The 23,510-nt window shown below is 61.0% G+C and carries 25 protein-coding genes; 12 read left to right on the top strand and 13 right to left on the bottom strand.

Features of this window, described 5'->3' with window-relative positions:
- Position 1: 1 nt before the first annotated feature.
- Positions 2-367, top strand: coding sequence for an iron-sulfur cluster insertion protein ErpA (gene erpA, locus RAE19_RS06085; RefSeq protein ID WP_313874075.1), 366 nt, complete (start codon positions 2-4; stop codon positions 365-367).
- A 3-nt stretch (positions 368-370) separates the two neighbouring features.
- Here erpA and RAE19_RS06080 read toward each other — a convergent pair whose 3' ends face one another.
- Complete coding sequence (locus tag RAE19_RS06080; RefSeq protein WP_313874074.1) at positions 371-1,498, bottom strand: anhydro-N-acetylmuramic acid kinase; 1,128 nt, start codon at positions 1,496-1,498, stop codon at positions 371-373.
- 12 nt (positions 1,499-1,510) lie between these two features.
- Complete coding sequence (locus RAE19_RS06075; RefSeq protein WP_313874073.1) at positions 1,511-2,869, bottom strand: M23 family metallopeptidase; 1,359 nt, start codon at positions 2,867-2,869, stop codon at positions 1,511-1,513.
- 122 nt (positions 2,870-2,991) lie between these two features.
- Here RAE19_RS06075 and tyrS point away from each other — a divergent pair, with 122 nt between their 5' ends.
- From tyrS to RAE19_RS06055, 4 genes are all read left to right on the top strand, one after another.
- The gene (gene tyrS, locus RAE19_RS06070; RefSeq protein ID WP_313874072.1) at positions 2,992-4,236 is read left to right on the top strand and encodes a tyrosine--tRNA ligase; all 1,245 of its coding nucleotides are present in this window, start codon (positions 2,992-2,994) and stop codon (positions 4,234-4,236) included.
- Between the two features lie 60 nt (positions 4,237-4,296).
- The gene (dtd, locus tag RAE19_RS06065; protein WP_313874071.1) at positions 4,297-4,761 is read left to right on the top strand and encodes a D-aminoacyl-tRNA deacylase; all 465 of its coding nucleotides are present in this window, start codon (positions 4,297-4,299) and stop codon (positions 4,759-4,761) included.
- A 68-nt stretch (positions 4,762-4,829) separates the two neighbouring features.
- Positions 4,830-6,011 (top strand): hypothetical protein, encoded by a 1,182-nt coding sequence (locus RAE19_RS06060; RefSeq protein ID WP_313874070.1) that lies wholly within the window; start codon positions 4,830-4,832, stop codon positions 6,009-6,011.
- A 266-nt stretch (positions 6,012-6,277) separates the two neighbouring features.
- On the top strand, positions 6,278-6,676 hold the full coding sequence (locus RAE19_RS06055) for a hypothetical protein (RefSeq protein WP_313874069.1): 399 nt from the start codon (positions 6,278-6,280) through the stop codon (positions 6,674-6,676).
- Positions 6,677-6,825: 149 nt separating this feature from the next.
- Here the strand turns inward: RAE19_RS06055 and ybeY are convergent, their stop codons facing one another.
- Both ybeY and RAE19_RS06045 read right to left on the bottom strand, forming a co-directional pair.
- Positions 6,826-7,269, bottom strand: a complete 444-nt coding sequence (ybeY, locus tag RAE19_RS06050; protein ID WP_313874068.1) for an rRNA maturation RNase YbeY — start codon at positions 7,267-7,269, stop codon at positions 6,826-6,828.
- Between the two features lie 23 nt (positions 7,270-7,292).
- Positions 7,293-8,303, bottom strand: coding sequence for a PhoH family protein (locus RAE19_RS06045; RefSeq protein WP_313874067.1), 1,011 nt, complete (start codon positions 8,301-8,303; stop codon positions 7,293-7,295).
- Between the two features lie 130 nt (positions 8,304-8,433).
- Between RAE19_RS06045 and ruvA the strand changes: the two genes are divergently transcribed.
- Complete coding sequence (ruvA, locus tag RAE19_RS06040) at positions 8,434-9,006, top strand: Holliday junction branch migration protein RuvA (RefSeq protein ID WP_313874066.1); 573 nt, start codon at positions 8,434-8,436, stop codon at positions 9,004-9,006.
- 66 nt (positions 9,007-9,072) lie between these two features.
- Here the strand turns inward: ruvA and RAE19_RS06035 are convergent, their stop codons facing one another.
- Positions 9,073-10,191 (bottom strand): carbonic anhydrase, encoded by a 1,119-nt coding sequence (locus RAE19_RS06035; RefSeq protein WP_313874065.1) that lies wholly within the window; start codon positions 10,189-10,191, stop codon positions 9,073-9,075.
- Positions 10,192-10,367: 176 nt separating this feature from the next.
- Between RAE19_RS06035 and ruvB the strand changes: the two genes are divergently transcribed.
- Positions 10,368-11,435 (top strand): Holliday junction branch migration DNA helicase RuvB, encoded by a 1,068-nt coding sequence (gene ruvB, locus RAE19_RS06030; RefSeq protein ID WP_138517040.1) that lies wholly within the window; start codon positions 10,368-10,370, stop codon positions 11,433-11,435.
- A 175-nt stretch (positions 11,436-11,610) separates the two neighbouring features.
- Positions 11,611-12,336 carry a hypothetical protein gene (locus tag RAE19_RS06025; protein WP_313874064.1) on the top strand — a complete coding sequence of 242 codons (726 nt, stop codon included), beginning with the start codon at positions 11,611-11,613 and terminating at the stop codon, positions 12,334-12,336.
- Between the two features lie 9 nt (positions 12,337-12,345).
- On the opposite strand, the gene RAE19_RS06020 is transcribed toward RAE19_RS06025, so the two are convergent.
- The 8 genes from RAE19_RS06020 to RAE19_RS05985 all read right to left on the bottom strand — a co-directional run bounded on the left by RAE19_RS06020 (position 12,346) and on the right by RAE19_RS05985 (position 18,478).
- Positions 12,346-14,070, bottom strand: coding sequence for a lysoplasmalogenase family protein (locus RAE19_RS06020; protein ID WP_313874063.1), 1,725 nt, complete (start codon positions 14,068-14,070; stop codon positions 12,346-12,348).
- Between the two features lie 69 nt (positions 14,071-14,139).
- Positions 14,140-14,601, bottom strand: coding sequence for a hypothetical protein (locus tag RAE19_RS06015; protein ID WP_313874062.1), 462 nt, complete (start codon positions 14,599-14,601; stop codon positions 14,140-14,142).
- A 19-nt stretch (positions 14,602-14,620) separates the two neighbouring features.
- On the bottom strand, positions 14,621-15,271 hold the full coding sequence (locus RAE19_RS06010) for a histidine phosphatase family protein (RefSeq protein WP_313874061.1): 651 nt from the start codon (positions 15,269-15,271) through the stop codon (positions 14,621-14,623).
- Entirely contained in the window at positions 15,271-15,870 is a 600-nt protein-coding gene (locus tag RAE19_RS06005) for a DUF4136 domain-containing protein (protein ID WP_313874060.1), read from the bottom strand. The genes RAE19_RS06010 and RAE19_RS06005 overlap by 1 nt, the downstream gene beginning before the upstream one ends.
- A gap of 33 nt (positions 15,871-15,903) precedes the next feature.
- Entirely contained in the window at positions 15,904-16,869 is a 966-nt protein-coding gene (gene ttcA / locus RAE19_RS06000) for a tRNA 2-thiocytidine(32) synthetase TtcA (protein ID WP_313874059.1), read from the bottom strand.
- A gap of 43 nt (positions 16,870-16,912) precedes the next feature.
- The gene (locus RAE19_RS05995; RefSeq protein ID WP_313876187.1) at positions 16,913-17,284 is read right to left on the bottom strand and encodes a dihydroneopterin aldolase; all 372 of its coding nucleotides are present in this window, start codon (positions 17,282-17,284) and stop codon (positions 16,913-16,915) included.
- A gap of 7 nt (positions 17,285-17,291) precedes the next feature.
- Positions 17,292-17,693 carry a dihydroneopterin aldolase gene (locus tag RAE19_RS05990; RefSeq protein ID WP_313874058.1) on the bottom strand — a complete coding sequence of 134 codons (402 nt, stop codon included), beginning with the start codon at positions 17,691-17,693 and terminating at the stop codon, positions 17,292-17,294.
- Positions 17,690-18,478 (bottom strand): SDR family oxidoreductase, encoded by a 789-nt coding sequence (locus tag RAE19_RS05985; RefSeq protein WP_313874057.1) that lies wholly within the window; start codon positions 18,476-18,478, stop codon positions 17,690-17,692. Before RAE19_RS05985 ends, RAE19_RS05990 begins: the two co-directional genes overlap by 4 nt.
- A 75-nt stretch (positions 18,479-18,553) precedes the next feature.
- Here RAE19_RS05985 and RAE19_RS05980 point away from each other — a divergent pair, with 75 nt between their 5' ends.
- The 4 genes from RAE19_RS05980 to RAE19_RS05965 all read left to right on the top strand — a co-directional run bounded on the left by RAE19_RS05980 (position 18,554) and on the right by RAE19_RS05965 (position 23,497).
- Entirely contained in the window at positions 18,554-19,675 is a 1,122-nt protein-coding gene (locus RAE19_RS05980; protein WP_313874056.1) for a class I SAM-dependent methyltransferase, read from the top strand.
- 152 nt (positions 19,676-19,827) lie between these two features.
- Positions 19,828-20,856 (top strand): iron ABC transporter substrate-binding protein, encoded by a 1,029-nt coding sequence (locus tag RAE19_RS05975; protein ID WP_313874055.1) that lies wholly within the window; start codon positions 19,828-19,830, stop codon positions 20,854-20,856.
- An 8-nt stretch (positions 20,857-20,864) separates the two neighbouring features.
- Positions 20,865-22,433, top strand: coding sequence for an ABC transporter permease (locus tag RAE19_RS05970; protein ID WP_313874054.1), 1,569 nt, complete (start codon positions 20,865-20,867; stop codon positions 22,431-22,433).
- Complete coding sequence (locus tag RAE19_RS05965) at positions 22,430-23,497, top strand: ABC transporter ATP-binding protein (protein WP_313874053.1); 1,068 nt, start codon at positions 22,430-22,432, stop codon at positions 23,495-23,497. Before RAE19_RS05970 ends, RAE19_RS05965 begins: the two co-directional genes overlap by 4 nt.
- Positions 23,498-23,510: the final 13 nt, after the last annotated feature.

Genomic DNA, 23,510 nt, shown 5'->3' with positions numbered 1-23,510 from the left:
CATGAGCGCCGTTGCTGAAAACATCCAAACTGACATGCCTTCCCCGATCCTGTTCACCGACAGCGCCGCGGCAAAAGTGGCTGACCTGATCGCCGAAGAAGGCAATCCTGACTTGAAATTGCGCGTGTTTGTGCAAGGTGGCGGTTGCTCCGGCTTCCAGTACGGATTCACGTTCGACGAAATCACGAACGAAGACGACACCACCATGACCAAAAACGGCGTGTCCTTGTTGATCGATGCCATGAGCTACCAGTACTTGGTAGGAGCAGAAATCGACTACAAAGAAGATTTGCAGGGCGCGCAGTTCGTCATCAAGAACCCCAATGCCACGACCACCTGTGGCTGCGGTTCGTCTTTCTCGACCTGACCTTCAGGCCGGATAGATTGCACCGAGTATGCGGGCGCCTTGGGCGCCCGTTACTTTTGGCAAACTGGATGGTCGGTGAAGTGAGGTTTGCCGCGCCAGCCAGGCGAAAGCTGTCGCTTCCACTTGCAGTGGCGGCAGGCCGAGAGACGCGGAGCTCTGCACCTTGCATCCCGGCAACAGCGCTTGCAAACGTCGCATGAGAGAGCCGTTATAGGCCCCGCCGCCACACACAGCGACCACAGGGCACGCCGCCATATTGCGCTCTAACGCATCAACACAGGTGCGCGCTGTGAACTCCGTCAGGGTTGCTTGAATATCGGCGGGGGTGGAGTCCTCGCCCGTGGCGCGCCACGCAATCAAATGGCCCTCCAGCCAAGCGATGTTGAAAAGATCGCGCCCGGTACTCTTGGGGGGCTTCTTTTGCAGGAAGGGCTCCTGCAACAGCCGATTCAATAGTTCTGGCAGCACGGTGCCCGATGCGGCCCACGCGCCATCCGCGTCAAAGTGCTGCCCTGTATGGCGATGGCACCACGCGTCCATCAGCGCGTTGCCTGGGCCACAGTCAAAGCCCAGCACTGGTGCCTCTGGAGTGGCATTTAACAGGGTGAAATTGGAGATGCCGCCGATGTTCAGCACTGCCAATCGCTCGCCGCGTGGGCTGAAAAAGGCCTGGTGAAACGGTGGCACCAGCGGGGCCCCTTGCCCGCCCGCGGCGACGTCACGGCTACGGAAATCCGCCACTACGTTGATGCCACAGAGTTCTGCCAAAAGTGCGGGCTGATTGAGCTGGGTGGTATAGCCCACGCCGTCAAACTCGCCGGGGCGGTGTCTTACCGTCTGCCCGTGCGCTCCGATGGCGTGCACTGCATTGGCCGTCAGTCCGGTGCTGTGTAGCAGGCTGTCAACTACCTTGGCATAGAGGTGGGCGAGGCCATTGGCCGCGAGCGCACCACGGTGAATTTCATCCGGACCGCTGGTGTTCAGCGCCAGAAAATCTGCGCGCAATGTGTCGGGGAAGCCAAGAGTCTCATGCGCCAGCACCTTGGGGGCATCGCCCCCGAAATCCACCAAAACGCCATCCACTCCGTCCAAAGACGTGCCGGACATCAGGCCGATGAATAACTCCGACACAGGGGCAGGCGCTTACTCAGCCGAGCCGGGCAGCATCTGCGCTGCGCTGGCGAGCTGGCTGCGCACCTGCGCTGCGGCTTGCTCAAAGACCGGCTTCGCAGCAGGCGATACCGGGATGGACTCGCTCTGGCGTGCAATCGACAGTGGGTCTTGGTGGGCGCCATTGACGCGGAACTCAAAGTGCAAGTGCGGGCCTGTAGCCCAGCCTGTAGCACCCACCGCGCCGATGTTCTGGCCTTGGCTCACTGTTTGGCCCTTCTTGACGTTGATACGGCTCAGGTGCGCATACACCGTAGTTTGGTTGTTGCGGTGTTTGACCATCACCACATTGCCAAAGCCACCTTGCACACCTGCAAAATCAACCACGCCATCGCCCACAGTCCGCACCGGGGTGCCCGTTGCAGCGGCGTAGTCCACACCCAAGTGCGCGCGCCAAGTTTGCAAAATGGGGTGGAAACGCATTTTGAAGCCGCTGGTGACCCGCGAGAACTCCAAGGGCGATGCCAAGAAAGCGCGGCGCAAGCTCTCGCCGCCCAAGGTGTAATACGCGCCTTTGCCTGCTGCCACGGGGTCCTTGAACCACATGGCTTGGAAAGGCTTACCTGCGTTCACAAACTCGGCACTCAGCACCCGGCCTGCGCGCAGCGGTTCGCCATCGCCTTCCAGGGTTTCGTAAATCACGGAAAAGCGGTCGCCCTTGCGCAGGGCCCGGTGAAAGTCGATGTCACCGGCAAAAATTTCAGCGACTTGCGTGGCCACCGAGTCAGGCAAGCGGGCGTCGTCGGTCGCCGCAAACAAGGAGCTGTTAATGACGCCGCTGGCGAGCCGTGTGTTGGCCACCAGGGGCAGTGTTTCTGTACGGGCTCGGAAGCCGCCAGCGGTCTTTTCAATGGTTAGGCGCTTGAAGGTGCCGTCGTCGTTCGGGCTCCAGCGTGCGCTGAGCTTTTCCAGGCCTTGTTGCGCGTTGACTTCGGCAGTGACGTTGCGGCCACCGCGGCCCAGTAGTGCAGACTGGCTTTGGCTGTCAGCGCGCAAAAATGCAGCGGCTTGCGGATCGACCACACCCAAGCGCTTGAGCAGGGTGTCTGCAGTGTCACTTGAGCGGGTGGTCTCAGAACGATACAAGCGCATAGCCTGATCGCTGATGTCGTTACCAAAAGCTGCAAGCGATTCACTTTGCACCACTTCGACCACGGTGCGCACCGGCAAATCGGAGGCATCAGGTGCCAATGTGGCGACCGCGAAGGTGGCGCCCGTGCCGCCGATCAACAGGGCAGCAATGGCGGCTGTAATTTGTTTGGGATACAGCTGGATGAAGGCCGTGGCACGCGCCACGCACAACTCAACAGCCTGGTTCAGTCCATGCTTCAAATCAAAGACTCCGGTGTGGGGGATGCGGCCCGACTAAAATCCAGCCGCTGGCAACGAAAGCGTTGCGCAAAGGAGCCGGCAGTATAGCCGCCGCGCCTGTTTCGGCCACAAGAAAAACCCTTATGAATCAAGCCTTAAGCCCCCAATTAGTTGTAAGCGATCGTGTGCGCGAGGCCCTTGCGGTCACCCTGCGCGGTGTGGAAGAACTGCTCCCGCAAGACGAATGGGTGAAAAAGCTCGCCAAGTCGGAAGCCACCGGCAAACCGCTGCGCATCAAGCTGGGGCTGGACCCTACAGCGCCTGACATCCACATCGGCCACACCGTGGTGCTCAACAAGATGCGCCAGCTGCAAGATCTGGGCCACACGGTCATCTTTTTGATCGGTGACTTCACCAGCATGATTGGCGACCCGTCCGGCCGCAACAGCACGCGTCCGCCGCTGACGGCCGAGCAGATCAAGGTGAACGCCGAGACCTACTACCGTCAGGCCAGCCTGGTGCTGGACCCCGCCAAAACAGAGATTCGCTACAACAGTGAATGGAGCGACCCGCTGGGCGCGCGCGGCATGATCCAGTTGGCCAGCCGCTACACCGTGGCCCGCATGATGGAGCGCAACGACTTCCACGACCGCTTCCATGCAGGCACCCCGATTGCGGTGCACGAATTCCTCTACCCGCTGATGCAGGGCTACGACTCCGTGGCGCTGGTGAGCGACTTGGAGCTGGGTGGCACCGACCAGAAGTTCAACCTGCTCATGGGCCGCACCCTGCAGGCCGAATACGGCCAAGAGCCCCAGTGCATCTTGACCATGCCGCTGCTCGAAGGGCTGGACGGCGTGGAGAAGATGTCCAAGAGCAAGAACAACTACATCGGCATTTCCGAAGAGCCCAACACCATGTTCGCCAAGGTGTTGTCCATCTCCGACGTGCTGATGTGGAAGTGGTACACGCTGCTGAGCTTCAAGAGCGAGGCAGAGATTGCCGCGCTCAAGGCCGAAGTCGAAGCCGGCCGCAACCCCAAAGATGCCAAGGTGGCGCTGGCCAAAGAAATCACGGCGCGCTTCCATAGTGCTGCTGCGGCCGACGCGGCAGAGCAGGACTTTATGAACCGCAGCAAGGGCGGCATCCCCGACCAGATCGACGAAATCACCTTGCCCTTGGGCGAAGGTGGCGCAGCGGTGGGCATTGCCGCACTGCTGAAGTCTGCGAACCTGGCCGCCTCCAGCGGTGAAGGCAACCGCCTGATTGACGGTGGCGGTGTGCGGGTGGACAGCAATGTGGTGAGCGACAAGGGCTTGAAGCTCGGCGCGGGCACCTACGTGCTGCAAGTGGGCAAGCGCAAGTTTGCCCGCGTGACCCTGGCCTGATTGCTATATTTTTTGTAGCTGCTCGCGTAGGCACCACGGCGGCTGGAAACCCAAAAAACTATGATTTCAGTCATTCAGCGCGTCAGCCGCGCCCGTGTTCGTGTGGCAGGTCAAACGGTGGGCGAGATTGGCCAGGGTTTGCTGGTGCTGGTGTGCGCAGAGCAGGGTGATACCGAGGCCCAGGGCGACAAGCTGCTGGCCAAGCTGCTCAAGCTGCGCATCTTCAGTGATGCAGACGGCAAGATGAACCGCAGCGTGCAAGACTTGGACGGCGCAGGCCAGCACGGCGGCCTGCTCATCGTGAGCCAATTCACCCTGGCCGCAGACACCTCGGGCGGCAACCGGCCTAGCTTCAAAGCGGCTGCTGCGCCCGATGAGGGGCGGCGTTTGTACGACTACTTTGTGGCCCAGGCCCGCACAGTGCACCCGATCGTGCAGACCGGCATATTCGCGGCGGACATGCAGGTGGAACTGGTCAATGACGGGCCGGTGACGATTCCGATGCGGGTGGCGCCTGCTGTGTAAGTGCCACTGATCATCTATTCAGTGGTTTCGTGGGACGCCCCAACTTGCACTAAGCATAAGGACTGTGCATGAACAAAATTTTTGTCGGGCTAGTGCTTTGGGGAGTCGCCTTTCTCGCGGAGTCCATTGAGATTTCTTCCATCCACACCCCACGTGCTTCCCCAGCCGGGGGTATGGTCTCGGAGCTTCGGGTCGATGGTCAGCATCTGTATTTGAAGTCTGACACCTATGAACTCATACGGGTAAACAAGGAGTCGCTGTTTGCTGGTTCTCCTCAAAGTGAAGCGATCTCGTCGAAAGAGTGGGACGCTGTCCCGTTTAAAAGTGAGCTTGAAGAGCTAGCCGAGGATACGGGTGGGGCACGTAGTGGCTTTGAATTCCGTGTTTGGCAAATTGGCAATAGCCGGGTAGCAGTTCGGCCCGGCTATTGCGCAGAGGGGCTTCAAGAATCCCATGCACTTCGGATCAATCGCAAGGCGGTGGATACCGGCATTCCGAATTGCATGGCGCTCAGTGAACCTACCTATCTCGACGGCAAACTTTGGTTCGGAACGAGTAACCCGGGTGAATACGCGGAGGGACCTGGTGTGGGGATTTTGATTTTTGATGTGGCCTCTCAAAGACGGGTAGCGAGGATTAGCAAAAACTTGGTAGGGCAATCATCTGGCCACATGGCTGCGGACCCGCATCTCCAAGGAGTCTGGGTCGTCAATGACAAGGCTATTCATTTCTTTGATCGAAACTTCGATAGAAAAGCGATTGCCTTTTACAGCGAACAATTTGATGAGCAGGCGCTCCACTGGTCGTCAATTCGCATTGGCAGCAAGCAAGAAAAGCACAATGCATTTGCAGTCGCAGCGCGGCTGATCATGACCAGTGGGAAAAAGGATGGCGAGTACGACGATGCTTTTTTCAAGAGGATGGCTGACCATCGTTGGAGGACTGTGGAAGGGATATCAACCTACCAAAAGAAAGTGGCTCGGCTGTCGCCCAAGGCCAGATCAGAGTTTTGGATTGAGTACGACAGTTTTGAGCGCGCGTACTTTCCTTGGTGGGGCAAAAAGCCGATGACCCCACAGTGGGGCGGAAGAGAGTTCCGTGAGGCGCGAAATCTGATTCATTGCTTGTACTTGGATGCGCTACAACCGAAGTGGTCGGCGGAGACTTTGGTTACCCATATTTCGAAGGCGGTGGATAACCTTAATTGGGCCGACACGCAGCTATACACACCGAAATGCGATGGTCGATGAATTGCACCGGTGCGTCGGTTGACAACAAAGATACCTGCGCGTCAGGTGGAGCTGCTCAACGACGGGCCAGTGACGATTCCCATGCGGGTGGCACCTACTGTCTAGGTGCTACTGATTTGATAGCTGCTCGCGCATATTCCATGGGCGCTAGAGACTGAAAAGATTCAAGAGTCAGGACCGTCGCCTCCTATTGAAGGCCCCTGCAAGCGAGGGCTCATGCTGCGGCATGTCGCGGCGAATTCACGCGCGGTCCTGATAATTTGCGCATGAAAATCGCACTCGCTATCGGAACAGTCTTCCTCGCCCTGTTGTGGACCGGCTTTATCGGCCTCTCGGCGGCCTTGGCCCATTGGGTGGCTGGCCAAGGTGTGGACTTGCAGGGTGGGCTTCAGACCATCGCCCAATGGCCGCTGCCCCCATGGATTGCACTCTGGACAGACGCAGGCACGGCCGAGGCGGTGCGCGCAACCATCGTGTGGTCCGTTGAAATGCTCGCCGCTGTCATGCCGTGGATCACGCCCATGCTGGATTGGGTAGCCCCGATCTTGTGGGTGATCTGGGCTTTCGGCATGGTGGGGCTGGTGGTGCTGGCTGCTGTGGGCTTGCTGCTGATCAGCCGCATGCGCAAGCGCGCTCAGTTCACAGGTGCGCGTTACGCCGATTAATTGAGGAGCGCAGGTTATCGCTCGCAAGGAATAACCCGCAGGAGTAGCTGCCTTGGGCGTTTTGCGCAGGTCAAGGAGGAGCGCGAAGCGCGGGGGACACGGAGCAAAGCGCCCGAGGCAGCCGCTCCGGAGCGCACCACCAACAGGGCTCAGTAGGGGTTCTTAAACCCCAACCGCGCCATGATTTCACTCTCGCGCAGCTCCATCACTTCCGCGTCCTCGTCCAGTTCGTGGTCCCAGCCCTGCGCGTGCAGGGTGCCGTGGACGATCATGTGGGCGTAGTGGGCTTCCAGCGTTTTCTTTTGCTCTTTGGCTTCTTTGGCAATCACCGGCGCGCACAACACAAGGTCGGCCGTGACGGGCTCCTGGGTGTAGTCGAAGGTCAGTACGTTGGTGGCGTAGTCCTTCTGGCGGTATTCGCGGTTCAGCGTTTGGCCTTCTTCGGCGTCCACGATACGCACGGTGATCTCGCCGTCCACCTCCAGGGTGTTGCGGATCCAGCGGATGACTTTGTGGCGCTTGAGTGCGTCGCGATGTTTCTCTGCGTCTTGGATCTTGCCGAATTGCAGGGAGAGGCTGAGTTCTGGGAGCATGGGTTTCGTCATCGAAAAAAAGTTTAGCCGCGACGTGGGCTGCGGGTCTTGGGCAGGCCCACGCGGGGGAGTTCGGGCTCTGGGTCTGGAATAGCTATCGGTGGCAGGTCTTCCAGCCGTGCGGCCTCGTAGGCATCCACGATGCGGGCGACCAGCGGGTGGCGCACGATGTCGGAGCTGGTAAGGCGGGTGATGGCAATGCCCGGCGTGCGGCGCAACACGCGCTCGGCTTCCACCAGCCCACTCATCTGTGCCTTGGGCAAATCGATTTGGGTCAGGTCGCCGGTGATCACCGTCTTGGTGCCGAAGCCCACGCGTGTCAAAAACATCTTCATCTGTTCGGGCGTGGTGTTTTGTGCCTCGTCAAGGATGACAAACGCGTTGTTCAGCGTACGCCCGCGCATGAAAGCGAGAGGTGCAATTTCCAGCTGCTGGCGCTCAAAGGCCTTGTGCACCTGGTCGTAGCCCATCAGGTCGTAGAGCGCGTCGTACAGGGGGCGCAGATAGGGGTCCACCTTCTGGTTCAGGTCGCCGGGCAGAAAGCCCAGGCGCTCTCCGGCTTCCACCGCGGGGCGGGTCAGCACAATGCGCTGCACCGAGCTGCGCTGCAGCGCATCCACCGCAGCAGCCACGGCGAGATAGGTCTTGCCGGTACCAGCAGGGCCGATGCCGAATGTGATGTCGAACTCGGCAATGTTGTCCAGGTACAGCGCCTGGTTCTGGCTGCGGGGTTTGAGGTCCGCACGGCGGGTGGATAAAGTCGGTCCTTCAGCACCCAACTCGCCATCGCCGCTGAGCATGAGCTGCACGGTGGAGGCGGCAATCGGCCTGGCCGGAATCTCGTACAAGGCCTGCAGCATCTCCATGGCGCGCTGGGCTTTGACCTTGGCGCCTTCCACCTTGAACTGCTCATGCCGGTGGGCAATTTTGACCTCCAGCTCGCGCTCGATGGTGCGCAGGTGTTCGTCGGTCGGGCCGCACAGGTGCGAGAGACGCGTGTTGTTCAGCGGGGTGAAGATGTGTTTGAGAATCAAGCTGATAATCCGGCAAAGCAGGGGACTGCGAAGGGGCGCCACACGAGCGCTACCCCTGCATTGTCCCCAATTTGATCCGAACCGTGGCCTCGCTGGCCATCCACCACCCCAGAACCCCGGACTCCGCACCATGATCGGCAAACTCACAGGCATCGTCAGCGACAAAAATCCACCGCAAGTCATCATCGACTGCGGCGGCGTGGGCTACGAGGTGCAGGTGCCCATGAGCACCTTCTACAACCTGCCGGCCGACGGCCACAAGGTCACGCTGCTCACCCACTTTGTGGTGCGCGAAGATGCGCAAATCCTCTACGGTTTTGCCACCAACACCGAGCGCGAGGCCTTCCGCGAATTGATCAAGATCTCCGGCGTGGGGCCGCGTACGGCCTTGTCGGTGCTGTCGGGCATGGACGTGGGCGACTTGGCACAGGCGGTAACCTTGCAAGAGGCCGGTCGCCTGATCAAGGTACCGGGCATCGGCAAAAAGACAGCCGAGCGCTTGCTGTTGGAGCTCAAGGGCAAGTTGGGTGCAGACCTTGGAGCGCCCTTGGGCGCCGTGGGCGATGCGCAGTCTGACATCCTGCAGGCGTTGCTGGCCTTGGGTTACAGCGACAAAGAAGCGGCAGCCGCACTCAAGGCCCTGCCCAAGGATGTGGGTGTCAGCGACGGTATCAAGCTGGCGCTGAAGTCTTTGGCCAAATAGGCTTCTAGCGCAGGTTTTGATTGCGCTTGCAGCTATATTTTTAATAGCAAAGCGCTTCGCGCAACCTTATTGCGCTTCACGCACAGGCCGGCCATTTGTTCGCTGCACGGGGCGTGCATTTTGCGGATAGAGCTGGGTGAATAGGCGCAGTTGCTGCGCGCTGAGGGCTGCCGGCTGCTTTAAAACGAGCCACAGCACCCCTTCAGTGCAAGGCGGTGTCGTCAGTGAGCCCATGTACTGAAAATACCGGGTGTCCGACGGGAGCAGCTCGCTCAGATTCAAGGTCGACCTGGGCATTTCCACACGGTCGCCTACATCGAGTGGCATGTAGGTCCACACTTTTTCAATCAAGGGGTTGGGTTCGCCGGGGTCCAAAGAGACCGCGACGATGGCAAGCTGGCCCTGCTCATTCTGGTGGTGCAAGTGGGCCACCATCGAGAAGCGCCGGTAGTTGATCGCCATCTCGGACGGGCTGTGGAAGTCCACATGGACCAAGCGATAGCGCGAGCCGCGCACAAACATCGAGTTCACCCCGTCGACATCGACCCGGATGGTGCGCCCGGTGTTGATGACGACGCCTTGGCTGGGAAGGTCGCTGAACTCGATGGGTTCTGCCGGCCCCTGCAAAGTGCTGCCCTCTTCAATGTTGATGGGCGATTGGCGCTGGCCGTTGGCACACAGCTGGTAGTCGGGGCGGAGTTGCCCCCAAGCTTGCGGGCCGCTATCCCCCTCGTAAGACCAAATGGGCGGCGCAGCCGGCATGCCAGCAGGCGCAGCGAGCACCGGCAAGGCTGGCCCAATGCTGGTACCCGCCATTGCCGCGGCGCGCGCCTCGATGTACTGGCGGCTGTTTTGGCCGCCTGAGCCGCTGGCGTCGCTGCTTTTGCTGGGCGCTTTGTTGCGCGGCGGGCCGGAGGGCGAGCCGCCGGCTCCGGGCACTTTGGAGACGTTGATCAGCAGTTTCTTTTTGCCCATCACGTCTTTGCCCAAGGCTTCACGCAGCTGGTCGCCGACCTCTTTGGGGTTGGAGGCGCTAGTGGCCGATATCTCACCCACCACGGGCTTTTTGGCAGGCTTCGCATCGTTGGCCCACACCGGCGCCAGGCACAGGCCAGCTGCCAGGAGTGCGACCAAGCGCATTGGTCGCAAGCGTGGTCGGTAGCGTTCGGGGGGGCGGGGTATCAAGGGTGGGCCTTTCAAACACTGACAGGAGCTGGCGGTTGCGCCTTGCCTCATCTGACACAGTGGTGTTGTGATGGGTATCGGCAGTCGGTCCGGTTCTCTTAAGTCCGGCATGCCGCGCGCTATAGTGGGCACCCCGTTTGGGTATCTTGTTTTTTTTGCTTGGATAGGCCGCTGCTGTGAGCATTCAGACCGACGATTTTGCTGTTCCCCCGCCGCCTGCGCCCCGCGTAGTGTCGGCCGCGCCTGTGTCTAACAGCGAAGAGGCCATCGAACGCGCCCTGCGCCCCAAGCTGCTCGACGAGTATGTGGGCCAGGCCAAGGTGCGCGAGCAGCTGGAAATTTTTATCGGCGCTGCCAAAAAACGCGACGAGGCGCTGGACCACGTGCTGCTGTTCGGCCCGCCCGGTTTGGGCAAAACCACTCTGAGCCACATCATTGCCCACGAGCTGGGCGTGAACCTACGCCAGACCTCCGGCCCGGTGCTCGAAAAGCCCAAGGACCTGGCCGCGCTGCTGACCAACCTGGAAAAGAACGACGTTCTTTTCATCGACGAAATTCACCGCCTCTCTGCGGTGGTGGAAGAAATCTTGTACCCCGCGCTGGAGGACTACAAGATTGACATCATGATCGGCGAAGGCCCGGCGGCCCGCTCCATCAAGCTCGATTTGCAGCCCTTCACGCTGGTGGGCGCTACCACCCGTGCCGGCATGCTGACCAACCCGCTGCGCGACCGCTTCGGCATCGTGGCGCGGCTGGAGTTTTATACGAATGAAGAGCTGGCCCGCATCGTCAAGCGCAGTGCGGGCCTCTTGGGTGTGCCGATGGACGAAGATGGTGGTTTCGAGATCGCCCGCCGCTCCCGCGGCACGCCGCGTATCGCCAACCGCTTGCTGCGCCGCGTGCGCGACTTTGCCGAGGTCAAGGGCGACGGTAAGATCACCCTGGATATTGCCAACCGTGCGCTGGCCATGCTGGATGTAGACCCGCAAGGTTTTGACTTGATGGACCGCAAGCTGCTGGAGGCGGTGATTCACCGCTTCGACGGCGGCCCTGTGGGGCTGGACAACATTGCCGCCAGCATTGGCGAAGAGCGCGAAACCATTGAAGACGTCATCGAGCCCTACCTGATCCAGCAGGGTTACTTGCAGCGCACCCCGCGCGGCCGCATTGCCACGCTGGCCGCCTACCGCCACCTCGGAGTCACCGCGCCTGCGGGGCCGGTGGTGGACTTGTTGGGCGACTAATCCACCGGTGCTTTGCAAAGGCGCTGGGTGATTCAGACTTCTCTTTCGTCAGGCGCTCCGCGAGGGCAGATCGCTCGGTAAAGATTTGTAAAATATTTGGCAGAGAACGAAAAGAACCGCGCCAATCGCTCACCTGCAGCCTAGGTGTTCGTGGTGACCACAGGGAGTGAAGAGAATGAAGTCTGCCTATTTGACGCTGGGCCTGCCCGGCGATGCGAATCCAGAGGAAATCCGGCAAGCGCTGACAGTGGCTCAAGCCAGGTTCACCAAAGAACATCTGGTCGATCACCCCGAAGACATGGAGCGGCTCCAGTCGATTCGCGATGCTGCCAAGATCCTTTTGAACCCGGAGATGCGGGCCGCCCATGACCGGAAGTTGCAGGCAAGTTCGACCACACCCAGCCTATCGATGCGCTACGTGGCGGAGGTCCCAGAGACCCCGTGGTACCAGCGCCCGATCATGATCGGTGCTTTGTTGGTCGCGGTGTTGTTTTCAGCGGGTTTTTACCTGCAAAACAAGAACCAAGAGCGCAAGCGTGAGCTCGCGATGATGGAGCTCGAACGGCGCAAGCTCGAAGAACAAGAAGCCCAGCCAAAACTGGCTGAGGTCGCCAAACGCGAAGCGATGGTGGCCAAAATGAATGCCGATGCCAAAGCCAGCGAAGAAAAACTTCGCCGTGAAAGCCTGGTTTCCTCCAGGAACGCTGAGTACCAAAACTCTCTGGCCATGTCGCAGCAGAATCAACGGGCCTATCTCGAGCGATCAGAGGCCCAGCGTAAAGAGTCGGCCGAGAGAAATGCCAAGTACCAAGCGCAGCAGGATGCCCAAAGAAACTTGGCGATTGACCAACAGCGTATTCGCAACCTTTGCATGCAAAACTACGGCCGGCCGCACTGCTGAGCGACTGCGTCAGGCTTTGCTGTTGCGGGTGATGAGCAGCTGGGCTGCAAAGTAAGTCACCAAAATCCAGAACGAGGCCAAGGGTACCGGCATCAGGAATTTGTTGATCGCGATTAGCGCGTCGCTCGCCATGAAAATGCAGGCGCCCAGCGCCACGCGATCAGCGGCTGCATCGCCCAATGTGCTTGCCCGGCCCAAGGCCTGTGAGGTCATCAAACAGATCACGGCGATATAGGCTGCCACGGCCACCTGCAAGCCTGCATCAGGCAAGTGGCTCCACAGCACGGCATACACCCCGGCGCCAACTGCCAGCACTCCTTGCAACGCCCTGCGGTTGGCAAACCACGGCGCATCCTGCCGGAACAGGGCGATGTAGAAGGCGTGCGCCACCAGAAACGCCGCCAGCCCGGGGATGAAATAGTCGCCGGGCAGCATCAGGAATACATCACCCGCCAGCGAAAATACCAACGCCGCAAGCAGCAAGACAGTCGATTTGAAGTGTTTTTGATCACTAGCGCTCATAGAATAAGCACGAGTAGCTACAAAAATAATAGCAATTGTCATGACCAGTGGTTTGGCCAGCAGGTGGCCGGGTAGCAGGTCTATTGCACTCAGGCTGGCCCAAGCCGCAGCTTCTACGGCTAACACTTCCAGCGTGTTCAGGCCATGTTGCATGAATCGGCCTACCGCCCAAACCGAGGCAAACAGGCCCGCCGCATAGAGCGCAGCATCGATAAAGCTCAGGCTGTCCGCCACCCACAAAAATGCCGCCACAGCACCCAGTAAGCCCAAAAACTGCAGACTGGCGAACCACTGCTGGCGGGTGCTTAAGGGCGGGTTAAACGTCTGCACCTGTTCCAAGCGGAATGCGGGTTTTGGGTGGGCCGCGGCCAGGTCTGCCGGTTGCCAGCCCGGTGGCATGAACCAGATGCGCAGCTTGTCGACCCAGCGGCGGGTGGTCCAGCTATCTTTGGCCAGACCCCAGTACACCTCGGCATTGGCCCACACCGGGTCCCAGCTATTGAGCGCACCGCGGGTGCCGTAAACGCAAGGTTCATCTTCCTCCCGGAAGGTGCCAAACATACGGTCCCACACCATCAGGATGCCGCCGTAGTTTTTGTCGATGTACGGGTCGTTCACCGCGTGGTGCACCCGGTGGTTGCTGGGCGAGCAGAACACCCGGTCAAACCAGCCCAGCTTTCCCACCTGCTCGGTGTGCACCCAGAACTGATAAAGCAGGTCGATGAGCGCCACGATGCCGAAAATCAGCGGTGGCACCCCGGCTATGGCCATGGGCAGGTAAAACACCCAGCCGAACAATGCCCCGCTGCTGGTCTGGCGCAGTGCGGTCGAGAGGTTGTAGTGCTGGCTCTGGTGGTGCACCACATGGGCCGCCCAAAACAGCGCCACCACATGGCCGGCGCGGTGCAGCCAGTAGTAGCAAAAATCGTAAAACACCAACGCTAGCACCACGCCGTACCAGGTGCTCCAGAAAGCGAGGTCGGGGTACAAGGCAACCGCATTGAACACCGCGGCATAGATGCCCACCGTGAGCACCTTGCTCAGCACCCCTGCCACCTGGCTCAGGATGCCGAGGCTGATGCTGTTGATCGCGTCATTGAGGCGATAGGCCCGGCTGCCCGGAACGCGGGCGTTGGCACGCCGGCTCCACGCGAACTCCAGAGCGATGAGGAGGAAAAAAACCGGGGTGGCGAAAACGATGATTTTGCTCATGCGGCATTTTTGCCGAGCAAGCGCTTGGTGCTGATCGGGGGAACCCTAGGCCGCGCTGGGGGCGGACGTCTATTTTTGTCCGCGGAAGTCGCGCCACTGCACCCGGGTGAACCAAGCGGTGACACCGCCCAGCGCCGCATAAAAGGCCAAAAGGGCCCAATCCACCGCCGGAAAATCCCACACATAGCCGATCACCGCTGTCACGCTGATCACGCACAGCAGTCCGGAGAGCAGCGCAAACATCAGCGCGAGAAAGCGCTCCACGCCGGACTTGACGTTGTCCATGGTGTGGCGCGTTTCCTGCCAGGCATCGGCTGCATCGGCTAAGGGGCTCTGGGCTTGCGCGGCTATGGCTTCGGCCACATTGCCTTGCTGGACCAGCGCTGCAAAGTCGCCTTGGCGGGGGCGTGCTGCGCGCTTGCGCCACCACAGGCCGAAAAACACCGCGGCGATGACCGCGATGATGATGCCGGCGTATAGCAACTGGTCTTGCCACGGGACGGAGCCTGCGTGCAGCGCGTAATGGAGCATGGCGGGTTTTACTGGAGCGTCAGGCGGTGGTTTCGTCCAGCACGTCGTCTTCCAGGTGGCGTGCATCGCCCCAGCCGACCAGGTTCAGTCCGTCGGGTGTCCACAGCAGCCGGTTGATGGCCGCGTTGCCCAAGTGCCAGGTGCGCGGGGCATGCAGCTCTTGCCGGGTGGCAAGGCGGTAGAGCATATCCATCACGCCGCCATGGGCGACCAGCACGATGTGTTCGCCTGGGTGGCGCGCCGCGATGTCATCCACGGTGGCCTGCACGCGGGCCAGCAACTGGGTCGGAGTTTCGCCGCCGGGCGGGGCAAAGTGGGGGTCTCGTTGCTTCCAGCGGCGGGACTCATCGGGCCATTTTTCAGCAATGTCCGCCCAAGTCTCGCCCTCGAAGGTGCCAAAGCTCCGCTCGCGCAAGCCGGTGTGCAGTTGCACCTCGTGCGCTGTCGGGTTGGCTGCGTGTCGGGCAATGGCTTGGGCCGTGGTGTGGGCGCGCTGCAGGTCGCTGCTGTAGATCCGGTCGATGGATTCCTCAGCCAATGCCTTGCCCACGCGCTCGGCTTGCCACAGGCCACGGTCGTTCAGGCCTATGTCGAGCTGGCCTTGGATGCGGGTGTCCACATTCCAGGCGGTTTCACCGTGGCGCACGGCGATGATGCGGGTGACCGGCATTAAGGGTTCTCTTTGTTCGCGGCCGGTAACTCCACCACGACTTTGCGCTGCACCGGCATGGGGTAGTCTTTGAGCGCGGCTTCCAGCATGGGGGGCAGCAGGTTCAGGGTATCGCGCCACGGGCCGTCAAAAACGGCCGTGGTCTCATAGGCTACCTGGCTGGTCGTGCTGTCGCGCAGGGTCAAGTGCACCCGATGGCGATACCAAGGCACCTCGATGTCAGGCGTGAGGGGCCGGTCTTCGTAGAGCCGTCCATCTGCGCCCCGGATGAACCGCGAACGTGGCGGCCGGTAGTGCGGGTTGCGGATGTTGTCCACCCCCAGCCCGACCATCACCAAGTAGCGGCCCGAGGCGTCATTGCGCATCACGCCCACCCGCTCCAGGGCTTCCTGGGTCAGGTTTTCTACGGTGTCTTGGGCGCTGCTGTTTTGTTGGGAGGGCAGGCGCTCAAACCGGAAGTCAGCCGGGCTGACGGGTGCGCTGGCGCCGGCAAAGCTCTGCACATCGCTGTCGATCATGCGCGGCAAAGAGCAGCCTGTGAGTGCAGTTGCCAAGACCACGAGGGCCAGTAGGCGCCAGGTTCGGAGGTTCGAAAGCATCAGCAGTCTCCCAATGGGGCTTGTGGCCGTGTCTTACAGGCTGACCACTTGCATTCCGGGCAAGCCCGACAAGCCGGGCAGGGTTGGAGCGGGCAGGTCTTCAGCGTCAAAGGCCTTGTCGCCATTCTCGTCCGCAATGCCGGTGGGGCGGATATTTTTGAAGTCGTGCTTGGTGTGGTCCATCAGGTGCGAAGGAACCACGTTTTGCAGCGCGGTGAACATGGTCTCGGCACGGCCGGGGTATTGCTTTTCCCAGTCGCGCAGCATGTTGCCGATCTGCACCCGTTGCAGGTTGGTCTGGCTGCCGCACAGCGAGCAAGGGATGATCGGGAACTCGCGGTGCGCCGCCCAGCGGATCAGGTCTTTCTCGGCCACATAAGCCAGCGGGCGGATCACTACGAATTCGCCGTTGTCGCTGGTGAGCTTGGGCGGCATACCCTTGAGCTTGCCACCGAAGAACATGTTCAGGAAAAAGGTCTGCAACATGTCGTCGCGGTGGTGGCCCAGCGCGAGTTTGTTGCACTTGAGCTTGCGTGCCACGTTGTACAAAATGCCCCGGCGCAGACGGCTGCACAGGCTGCACATGGTCTTGCCTTCGGGGATGTTGCGTTTGACGATGGAGTAGGTGTCCTGCGTCTCGATGTGGAATTCCACTCCCAGCTTAGCCAGGTACTCGGGCAGGATGTGTTCAGGAAAGCCGGGCTGCTTCTGGTCGAGGTTGACCGCCACGATCTCGAAGTTGATCGGTGCGCGCTGCTGCATCTTGAGCAGGATATCGAGCATGCCGTAGCTGTCTTTGCCGCCGGACATGCAGACCATGACGCGGTCGCCTTCTTCGATCATGTTGAAGTCGATGATGGCTTGGCCCACCTGGCGGCACAGGCGCTTCTCGAGCTTGTGGGTTTCGCGCTCGATCTTGAGTTCTTTGTTGCGGTTGGCGGTGGCTTCTGCGGCTTCCGCGTCGGCGATGGTGTCTTCTTCAACCCATGTGGCGTTCATAGTGTTCTCTTTCCTTGTTGCAGTGTTCGCGTGGCGGGGTGGCTTACCACTGCCCGGTTTCCATGCGGATGGCAACTTCACAGTCTTCAAAAATTTCCAGTTTCGCGATCTTGACCCGCACGCCCAGCACGCCGGGCAATTGCATCAGCCGGTGGGCCAGTTTGCCGATCAGCGTTTCCAGCAGGTTCACATGCTCGGCAGTGCACTCCGTGATGATGATCTGCCTCACCTTGCGGTAGTCCAGCACATGGTTGATGTCATCGTCATGCGGCAATAGCGGCTGGGTGCCCAGGCTTAACTCAGCGTCTACCTGAATGGGTTGGGGCGCGAGCTTTTCTGATTCCAGAATGCCCAAGTTGGCGTCAAAGCGCAGGCCCGTGAGGGTCAGGGTTTGGTGACCGGTGCCGGCCTTCATGCTCTCATCACGCATTGGCGCCTTTCATTCGGAATACTTCAACGCCTACCCCCGCACAGTCGGGGTATACGTCAGGTTTTTGGGTCGATAGGCGCACGGCGCGCACTTGCGGGTGCGCCAGCATCTGCTGCACCAGCTCATCGCACAAGGTTTCTTGCAGCTCGACATGGCCGCGCGCCACACGGCTGGCAATCAGCTGGCGCACAAAGTCGTAGTCCACCACCTCGGAGAGGCTGTCGGAGGTGGGGGTGCTGCCCTCAAATGGCACAAACAGCTCCACATTGAAAATCAGCCGCTGGGTGACCCCTTTTTCAAAGTCGTGCGCGCCGATGCGCACCTGCACTACATGGTCCTTTAAAAAAAGGCGGCGGCATTCCAGCGCCAGGGTGACGAACGGATCGTGGCTCATGGGCATGTTTTCTCGGGTTGGGCATCCACCGCAAACATCACGTCGCGGGCCAGCGGCACCAAGTGCTGGCCGTTGTCCACGCACAAGGTGGTGCCGGTGATACAAGGGTTTTCCGCCAGAAACAAGCAGGTGGCGGCCACTTGGCCGGGGTCAATCGGCTCGCGCAGCAAATTCACCCGGGCGGCTTTGTCGAAGTTTTCTTGTGTTTGCGGGCCGCTCAAAAACATCAGACCCGGGGCCACACCGCACACCCGTACCGCAGGTGCGAGCGCCTGTGCCTGCAGGGCAACCGCCCGTTCGAGTGCGAGTTTGCTGACGGTGTATGAAAAATAATCCGGGTTCAGGTTGAACACTTTTTGGTCCAACACGTGAATCACACTGTGTCCGCCCGCCAATGCGTCAGGGTCGAGGCTGTTGGCCATCCAGCGTGAGAGCGACAGGGGCGCCATCAGGTTCACTTCGAGTTGTTGGCGTGCGCCCTCGGTGTCGATGGCGTCGCCAGCATCGGGCTCGAAACTGCTGGCGTTGTTGACCAGACAGTGCAGGGGGCCTGATTTGACGGCAATCTCGGCAATCAAATCGCGGCGACTGGTCTCGTCGGCCAGGTTGGCGTGGATCGCATGTGCCTCATGCCCTTGTGCCCGCAGCTGTGCGCACAGCGCGAGTGCGGCATGCGCACTGCGTTGGTAATGGCACCAGACCTCCCAACCCGCAGCCGCAAAGCGGGTGCAAATCAAGGCGCCCAAACGGTGGGCTCCGCCGGTAACGAGTACGCGCTTCAACACAAATGATTCCTGAAATGGGAGTGGGGCGAGGGGGAAAGATAATCCGTGGCTTTACGCAACATAAAACGAACATCTATGTCCACGACGGAAAACATTCCGGCCAACCTGACCCGAATTATCGCGGATGCCATCGAGAAAGCCGGTGGATGGCTGGGATTTGACACATTCATGGCCATGGCTTTGTATGCGCCGGGGCTGGGCTACTACACCAATGGCTCGACCAAGTTCGGCCAAATGCCCCAAGGTGTGAGCACCGCAGAGGGCGTGCAGGGCGCGGGTAGTGACTTTGTCACGGCCCCTGAAATCAGCCCGCTGTTCGGTCAGGCACTGGCCCGCCAAGTCGCCCAAGTGCTGGAGGCCACCGGGACGGACGAGGTGTGGGAGTTTGGCGCCGGCACCGGTGCGCTGGCAGGGCAGTTGCTTGATGCACTGGGCGACCGGGTGCGCCGGTACACGATTGTGGATCTCTCAGACTCCCTCAAAGCCCGCCAACGTGAGCGCTTAGCCCGGCACGCCGACAAGGTGCAATGGGTGAGCGAACTGCCGGCCACCATGCGAGGAGTGGTGGTGGGCAACGAGGTGCTGGATGCGATGCCGGTTCAGCTTCTGGTGCGGGTGGCCGGTGTGTGGCACGAGCGCGGTGTGACGCTTTCTGGTGGCGACCTCGTCTGGGCAGATCGCTTGACCGATTTGCGCCCCCCACTGGAGGTGGATGGCGAGCACGACTACCTGACCGAGATCCACGCCCAGGGCGACGCGTTTGTGCGCACCCTGGCAGACCGCTTGCAGCTGGGCGCTGCTTTGTTGCTGGACTATGGTTTTCCGGAGAGTGAGTACTACCATGTACAGCGGTCCGGCGGCACCGTGATGTGCCACCAGGCCCACCAGGCCGACGCCAATCCGCTGGACCGTGTAGGCCTGAAAGACATTACTGCGCATGTCAACTTCACCGGTACCGCAGTGGCCGCGCAAGACGCCGGCATGGACGTGTTGGGCTACACCAACCAAGCGCACTTCTTGATCAACTGCGGCATGGTTGAGGCCATGCAGTCTCAGGATTTGGCGGCCCGTGTGGCGGCCAGCAAGTTGCTCATGGAGCACGAAATGGGCGAGCTTTTCAAGGTGATTGCCATCGGGCGGGGGGTGGACACGCCCTTGCTAGGCTTCGCCCGTGGCGACCGTACCCACCGGCTTTGATCTGACTCGCCGGGCCACGGCGATAGCAGTGCATGGGTTTGACCTGCGTCAGTACAAACCCGGATCGCTGAGGCTACAATCTAAATGCGAATTATTTTTATTCGTGACGGCGTCTGTTTATTGCGGTCGCCACAGATTCAAAAGCCCGCTTCATGAAACGCACATTTTTGACCTCCTTTTTCCGGCTCGCCGTCTTGGGCGCAGCCATGGGCAGCGCTGCATGGGTGCAAGCGCAATCCGTTACGCCTTCTGCCGAGGGCATCGTGGTGTACAACGCCCAGCACGCCAGCCTGACACAGGCATGGGTCGAGGCCTTTACCAAAGAAACCGGTATCAAGGTGACCTTGCGCCAAGGCGGTGACACCGAGCTGGGCAACCAGTTGGTGCAAGAGGGAGGCTCGTCCCCTGCCGATGTGTTTTTGACAGAAAACTCCCCCGCCATGACGTTGGTAGATGGCGCAGGTTTGTTTGCGCCGCTCGACCCCGCGACCATCAACCAGGTGGCACCCAACTTCCGCACAGCTCATGGCCGCTGGGTTGGTATTGCCGCACGCAGCACCGTGTTTGCGTACCGCAAAACCAAATTCAGCAAAGACCAGTTGCCCAAATCCATCATGGATCTCGCCAAGCCCGAGTGGAAAGGTCGTTGGGCTGCCGCTCAGGCCGGTGCGGACTTTCAGGCCATTGTGAGTGCCATGTTGGAGCTCAAGGGAGAGGCTGCCACCTTGGCCTGGCTCAAGAGCATGAAAGAGAACGTGGTTCCGTTCAAGGGCAACAGCATTGCCATGAAGGCGGTGAATGCGGGTCAGGTGGATGGTGCGGTGATCTACCACTATTACTACTACGGCGACATGGCCAAGACCGGCGAGAACAGCGAAAAAGTGGGCTTGCACTACTTCCGCAACGAAGATCCGGGCGCTTTTGTCAGCATTTCCGGTGGCGGCGTGTTGGCCTCCAGCAAGCACAAAGCCGAGGCCCAGGCTTTCGTGAAGTGGATCACCGGCAAAGGCGGCCAAGAGATTTTGCGGACCGGCTCTTCGTATGAATACGCGGTGGGCCAAGGTGCGGCTTCGCATCGCAGCCTCGTGCCGCTGGCTGACTTGCAAGCCCCCAAAGTGGAGCCGGCCAAGCTCAATAGCCGGAAGGTGTCCGACCTGATGACACAAGCTGGTCTGCTGTAAGCCTTGTTGTGACCACTCTTGCGGTGCATGTGAATGCGCCCCCGGCTCGCATGGTGCGCCGGGGGCGTTTGTCGTGGGTAGCAGGCGCGGCTTTGCTGGTGTCGGCATTGGCGTTGCTGCCTTTGGCTTTTGTCGTCTGGGTCGGCGTTCAAAGTGGCTGGGACGTGGTGGCAGCGCTGGTCTTCCGGCCCCGTGTCGGTGAGCTGTTGCTCAACACCACGGCGCTGGTGGTGTTGACGGTGCCTGTGTGCATCGTGCTATCGCTGGCCTTGGCCTGGTTGACCGAGCGATCCGACCTGCCCGGCGCACGCTGGTGGTCCTGGGTTGCTGCCGCACCTTTGGCTGTGCCAGCCTTTGTGCACAGCTATGCATGGATCAGCGTAGCCCCCGGCATGCATGGCCTGTGGGCGGCGGTTTTGATTTCAGTGGCGGCGTATTTTCCGTTTGTGTATTTGCCGATTGCGGCCGCCTTGCGCCGCTTGGACCCGGCCATGGAGGATGCTGCCGCGTCTTTGGGCCTGAGCCCGTGGGCGGTGTTTGTGCGTGTGGTGTTGCCACAGATGCGCCTGGCGATCTGGGGCGGGGCTTTGCTGGTCGGTCTGCACTTGCTGGCCGAATATGGCTTGTTTGTCACCATCCGGTTTGACACCTTCACCACCGCCATCGTGGACCAGTTTCAAAGCACCTACAACGGCCCCGCCGCCAACATGCTGGCCGGCGTGCTGGTGATTTGCTGCTTCGGGCTGTTGGGCCTGGAGGCCGGCACCCGTGGCCGCGAGCGCTATGCGCGGGTCGGCTCGGGTTCCGCCCGTCAGGTACCGGTGCAAGCGCTCGGGCGCTGGTCGCTGCTATGCCTGCTCTTGCCCGTAGTGACGGCGCTGCTGTCCCTGGGGGTGCCCATGGTGACTTTGAGCCGTTGGCTGTGGGCCGGTGGCGCTGCGGTGTGGAATCTGCCCGAACTACTCCCCGCCGTGTGGCAAACCTTGTTGCTGGCAGGACTGGGCGCGGCCCTGACCACCGTGGCGGCTGTTCCCATGGCGTGGCTGTCGATCCGCGCGCCCGGCAAATTACAACGCTGGGTGGAGGGCGCCAACTACTTGGCCGGTGCTCTGCCGGGCATTGTGGTGGCGCTGGCGCTGGTCACCATCACTGTGCGGGTGGCGCGGCCTTTGTACCAAACGGTGTTCACGGTCATGCTGGCCTATGCCCTGATGTTTCTGCCCCGTGCGCTGGTCAGCCTGCGTGCCGGCATTGCCCAGGCGCCCAAGGAGCTGGAGCAGGCGGCTCGCAGCCTGGGCCGCTCACCGCTGCAGGCCATGTGGCAAATCACCATGCGGCTGGCAGCTCCGGGTGCGGCTTCCGGCTATGCCATGGTGTTTTTGGCCATCACGACCGAACTGACCGCGACACTGCTGCTCGCGCCCAATGGCACACAAACATTGGCAACCGCCTTTTGGGCCCATAGCTCCGAGATCGACTACGCGGGCGCGGCACCTTATGCCCTCCTGATGGTGCTCTTGTCGCTGCCCCTTACCTGGTTGCTGTATATCCAATCCCGACTTGTTGCTGGACGATGACTACTCTTGAACTGCACGGCGTGCACAAATCGTATGGCGCGGTCGCCGCGCTCAAAGGCATACAACTGAGCGTGCCCCGGGGCAGCCGCACTGCCATCGTGGGGCCCTCTGGCTCCGGGAAAACCAGTTTGTTGCGCATCATTGCCGGCTTCGAGGCGCCAGACGCTGGCCGGGTCGTGTTGCAAGGCGAGGTGCTGGCCGATGGCTCAGCCATCGTGCCTGCGCACCGCCGTGGTATTGGCTATGTGCCACAAGACGGGGCGCTGTTTCCGCACCTGAGCGTGGCGGACAACGTGGGCTTCGGGCTCGACAAATCAGCGCCGGATCGCCAAGCGCGCATTGACGAGCTGATGGATATGGTGTCGCTGGACCGCGCGATGCTGCAGCGCCGCCCGCATGAGCTATCGGGCGGTCAGCAGCAACGCGTTGCACTCGCCAGAGCGCTGGCGCAGCGGCCTAAGCTGATGCTACTGGACGAGCCCTTTTCAGCCTTGGACACCGGCTTGCGCGCGTCCACCCGAAAGGCAGTGGCGCAGCTGCTGCAAGCGGCAGGCATCACCACCATTCTGGTGACCCACGACCAGGCCGAGGCGCTGTCATTTGCTGACCAAGTGGCCGTGATGCGGGCTGGCCAGCTCGCACAAGTGGGCGCTCCGCTGGAGGTGTACCTCCGGCCGAAAGACCCGGTCACCGCCAGCTTTTTGGGCGAGGCTGTGGTGCTGAATGCGCGCTTGTCACAAGGGTGGGCCGAGTGTGCGCTGGGCCGCCTTCCCACCGGCGACACCTTGCGCCACGGACAGGGGCAAATATTGTTGCGCCCCGAGCAGCTCAACGTCACCCCCTTAATTAGCACACCGCCATCTGCCGGATCCGGCGCCGTGTGTGCGGGCACTGTGGTCGAGTCGGATTTTTGTGGCGCGGTGTGTGAGCTGTCGGTGCAGCTGGACGAAGATGCCGGCGGCACCCTGGTGCATGTGCACAGCGCGGGCCTCGATGCCCCGTTGGTCGGTGCCCGGGTAGCGGTGTCCGCACGCGGCACTGCCCATGTATTTCCCGCATCCTGAAAACGCGCAGTAA

The organism is Rhodoferax potami, from assembly GCF_032193805.1.
Lineage (GTDB): Bacteria > Pseudomonadota > Gammaproteobacteria > Burkholderiales > Burkholderiaceae_C > Allorhodoferax > Allorhodoferax potami_A.
Note: the sequence above shows the minus strand (reverse complement) of the source record. Positions and strands in the feature narration are given on the sequence as shown.

What these genes read in the sequence shown, in the direction of transcription:
- erpA (WP_313874075.1), top strand. Translation starts at nt 2, where the DNA reads ATGAGCGCCGTTGCTGAAAACATCCAAACTGACATGCCTTCCCCGATC.
- tyrS (WP_313874072.1), top strand. Translation starts at nt 2,992, where the DNA reads ATGAATCAAGCCTTAAGCCCCCAATTAGTTGTAAGCGATCGTGTGCGC.
- dtd (WP_313874071.1), top strand. Translation starts at nt 4,297, where the DNA reads ATGATTTCAGTCATTCAGCGCGTCAGCCGCGCCCGTGTTCGTGTGGCA.
- RAE19_RS06060 (WP_313874070.1), top strand. Translation starts at nt 4,830, where the DNA reads ATGAACAAAATTTTTGTCGGGCTAGTGCTTTGGGGAGTCGCCTTTCTC.
- RAE19_RS06055 (WP_313874069.1), top strand. Translation starts at nt 6,278, where the DNA reads ATGAAAATCGCACTCGCTATCGGAACAGTCTTCCTCGCCCTGTTGTGG.
- ybeY (WP_313874068.1), bottom strand. Translation starts at nt 7,269, where the DNA reads ATGCTCCCAGAACTCAGCCTCTCCCTGCAATTCGGCAAGATCCAAGAC.
- ruvA (WP_313874066.1), top strand. Translation starts at nt 8,434, where the DNA reads ATGATCGGCAAACTCACAGGCATCGTCAGCGACAAAAATCCACCGCAA.
- RAE19_RS06025 (WP_313874064.1), top strand. Translation starts at nt 11,611, where the DNA reads ATGAAGTCTGCCTATTTGACGCTGGGCCTGCCCGGCGATGCGAATCCA.
- RAE19_RS06020 (WP_313874063.1), bottom strand. Translation starts at nt 14,070, where the DNA reads ATGAGCAAAATCATCGTTTTCGCCACCCCGGTTTTTTTCCTCCTCATC.
- RAE19_RS06015 (WP_313874062.1), bottom strand. Translation starts at nt 14,601, where the DNA reads ATGCTCCATTACGCGCTGCACGCAGGCTCCGTCCCGTGGCAAGACCAG.
- RAE19_RS06010 (WP_313874061.1), bottom strand. Translation starts at nt 15,271, where the DNA reads ATGCCGGTCACCCGCATCATCGCCGTGCGCCACGGTGAAACCGCCTGG.
- RAE19_RS06005 (WP_313874060.1), bottom strand. Translation starts at nt 15,870, where the DNA reads ATGCTTTCGAACCTCCGAACCTGGCGCCTACTGGCCCTCGTGGTCTTG.
- ttcA (WP_313874059.1), bottom strand. Translation starts at nt 16,869, where the DNA reads ATGAACGCCACATGGGTTGAAGAAGACACCATCGCCGACGCGGAAGCC.
- RAE19_RS05995 (WP_313876187.1), bottom strand. Translation starts at nt 17,284, where the DNA reads ATGAAGGCCGGCACCGGTCACCAAACCCTGACCCTCACGGGCCTGCGC.
- RAE19_RS05990 (WP_313874058.1), bottom strand. Translation starts at nt 17,693, where the DNA reads ATGAGCCACGATCCGTTCGTCACCCTGGCGCTGGAATGCCGCCGCCTT.
- RAE19_RS05980 (WP_313874056.1), top strand. Translation starts at nt 18,554, where the DNA reads ATGTCCACGACGGAAAACATTCCGGCCAACCTGACCCGAATTATCGCG.
- RAE19_RS05975 (WP_313874055.1), top strand. Translation starts at nt 19,828, where the DNA reads ATGAAACGCACATTTTTGACCTCCTTTTTCCGGCTCGCCGTCTTGGGC.
- RAE19_RS05965 (WP_313874053.1), top strand. Translation starts at nt 22,430, where the DNA reads ATGACTACTCTTGAACTGCACGGCGTGCACAAATCGTATGGCGCGGTC.